At 71.9% G+C, this 3176-nt stretch carries 2 protein-coding genes; both read left to right on the plus strand.

The features are described 5' to 3' along the window. A partial coding sequence (locus AC08OP_RS19795; protein ID WP_476615555.1) for a lysine N(6)-hydroxylase/L-ornithine N(5)-oxygenase family protein occupies window positions 1–1540 on the plus strand: 1540 nt, incomplete at its 5' end. Further along, window positions 1537–3176 (plus strand): IucA/IucC family protein (locus AC08OP_RS19800; protein WP_476615556.1); only part of this gene is annotated, 1640 nt, incomplete at its 3' end. The genes AC08OP_RS19795 and AC08OP_RS19800, both read left to right, overlap by 4 nt.

Here is a 3176-nt window from a genome sequence, read left to right on the forward strand (position 1 = left end):
GGCCGGGGAGGATGTCAAATTCCGCGCCCCGTCCACAGCTCGCGGCGAGCGCCCGCGTACCGTCGACGACGGATCGGCGTTCGCGGGTCTGCCCGCGGGGGGCGAACCGCCCTACGACCTGGTCGGGGTCGGGTTAGGACCGTTCAACCTGTCGCTTGCGGCCCTGGCCGACGGGCTGCCCGGCCTGCGGGCCGTCTTCTTCGACCAGGCGCCGGCCTTCAGCTGGCACCCCGGCCTGCTGTTGGAAGGTACGACCCTGCAGGTGCCGTTCCTCGCCGATCTCGTCACCTTGATCGACCCGACCAGCAGATGGTCCTTCCTGGCGTACCTGCGCGAGCATGACCGGCTCTTCCGCTTCTATCTCTACGAGCGGTTCCACATCCCCCGCCGGGAGTATGACGACTACTGTCGATGGGTCGCCGACGGTCTCGACTCCACCCACTTCGGCACCCGCGTCGAGGCGGTCCGCTGGGATCCCGACACCCGCCTGTTCCAGGTGGCGATCGCCCAGCCCCACCGGTCCGATCAGGCAGGGCAGTCCGGCGCCTCCCCGACACGGGTGGTGACCGCTCGGCACCTGGTCCTCGGGATCGGAACCGAACCGATCATGCCGGTGGCCTTCGCGGGGATGCCGAACGGGCGGGCCTTCCATGCGGCCGAGTACCAGCAGCGGCGTGCCGCGCTGGCGGGGCTTTCCCGGGTCACGGTGGTCGGCTCCGGACAGTCCGGGGCGGAGGTGTTCGCGGATCTGCTCCGCGCACAACCGGTGACCGGTCATCAGCTGACCTGGATCACCCGCACCCCCGCCTTCGCGCCGATGGAGTACTCCAAACTCGGCCTCGAACAGTTCACCCCCGACTTCGTCCGCTATTTCCACGGTCTGGAGCAGGCGGCCAAGGACACGCTCGTCCCGGCTCAGTGGCAGCTCTACAAGGGGATCGACGCGGACACCATCGCGGAGATCTACGACCTGCTGTACGAACGGACGATCGGCGGGACGGACGTGGCGGCGACACTGCTGCCGGGCGTCGTCGTGGAGACGGCCTCACAGCGGGACCGGGACGGTGAGATCACTCTCGGCTGCCGCCACCGCGATCAGAACCGCGCCTTTCCCGTCCACACCGACGCGGTGGTGCTTGCGACCGGGTACGCCGCACGCCAGCCGACCCTGCTCGATCCCATCGCCGGGCTAATCGACGTCGACGACAGGGGTCGCTTCCGCGTCGACGCCCGGTACCGGGTGGCGACCGACGCCGGTCTCACCGGCCGTGTCTACGTCCAGAACGCGGAGCTGCACACGCACGGCGTCGGGACGCCCGACCTCGGCCTCGGCGCCTGGCGCGCCGCGGTCATCCTCGACGACCTGACCGACGGCGACGCGTACCGGCTGCCGTCGCCGTCGGCGTTCACAACCTTCGGGGTCCCCGCCCGGTCGGGCCAGCCGGACGGGAATGGCCAGGCCGCCGGCGAGCGGCGCGCGCGGCCGCGCGATCCGGCCCCGGTCGAGACGGCCAAGACAGCCGGAACGGCCGGACGTTGACCACGTCATGGTCCGCGCCGCCGCCCGCGGCACCGTCCCCGGGGCGGACCGGGTCGGCGGACCGATGGCGGCAGGCCGGCCGTGCCCTGCTGGCCAAGCTCATCGCTGAAATGGCCTACGAGGAGCTACTCAGTCCGCAACCCGACGAACCAGCGGATGCCGCGGCCGGGCCGGCGGGCTCCCCGGGCGGGCCGACACCCACCGCACCGGCGCGGACGAGCGACCTCACGGTGCGCGGCGTGGCCCCGAACGGGCGCAGGCACCCCCCGATCGGACGGGGTCCCATCCAGGGTTACCGGCTCCGAGCCGCGGGCGCCACGTACGCCTTCACCGCCCGACGTGGCACGTTCGGGTCTTGGTGGATCGATGCCACTACGCTGACCCGCTCGGTTACGCCACCCGGCCCGGACGGCAGACCCCCCGAACCGGGCACCACACTGACCGTTCCGGGCACCGCACCGGCGGACGACCCGATCCGCTTCCTCCAGGACATGCAGGTCCTGCTCGGCTGGTCCGACCCGGTCCTCGCCGACGTGGTACGCGATCTGCTCGCCACCCAGGCTGCCGATCATCATCTGCTCGGAACGGCGATTCCCGCGGTGGATCTCGCCGATCTGCCGTTCGTCGCGCTCGAGGGGCACCAGACCGGCCATCCCTGTCTCGTCGCGAACAAGGGACGGCTCGGTTTCGGCGCGGCCGCGGCTGTCTACACCCCCGAGGCGCGCCGGCCCTTCCGACTGCGGTGGGTGGCCGCACACCGCGCGATCGGGCGGTACAGCGCCAGCGCCCCCGAGGCCAGCGCCCCCGAGGCCAGCGCCCCCAGAACCAGCGGCCCCGGGGCCAGCGACCTTTCCGGACAGGGCTCGTCGACCGCGCCTGACCTGCTCACCACGGAACTCGACGAGCAGACCCGCACCCACTTCACCGATGTGCTCCGCCGGGCCCTGCCAGACGATCCACGCCGGCCGGGCCCCGCGCCCGCCGCCGGACCACCCGCCGGTACGACGATCGCCGACTATATCTGGCTACCCGTCCATCCGTGGCAGTGGGAGAACGTAATCGTGCCGCTCTATGCGGCTGAGATCGCCACCGGTCTGCTGGTCCCGCTGGGCGAGGCACCGGACCGGTACCTGCCCCTGCAGGCGGTGCGCACCCTCGCCAACGTCGACCGGCCGGACCGGCGGAACGTCAAGCTCGCGCTGATGATCCGTAACACGCTGGTGTGGCGGGGGATGTCGGCGGCTGACGCCATCGCCGGACCGGCGATGTCGAGCTGGCTGCTCGGGCTGCGCGACGCGGATCCCTTCCTGCACGATGTGACCCGGGTTCTCCCGCTTCCGGAGGTCGTCGGCGCCACCGTCCGGCACCCGGCCTACGACGCCGTCCCCGACGCGCCCTACCGCCTCCACGAACTACTCGGCGTGCTCTGGCGTGATCCGGTGGAGCGGTTTCTCGACGGCGGGGAGCGGGCGCGCAGCCTCGCGTCCCTGCTGTCGGTCGGCTCCGACGGTCGGGCAGTCGTCGCCGAGCTCGTGGCCCGCTCGGGCCGGCCGGCACACGACTGGCTCGCCGCGCTGTTCTCCGCCCTCCTGCCGCCGCTGCTGCACTACCTGTACCGGTACGGCGTGGCCTTCAC

Source organism: Frankia sp. CeRuru1 (assembly GCF_977966315.1).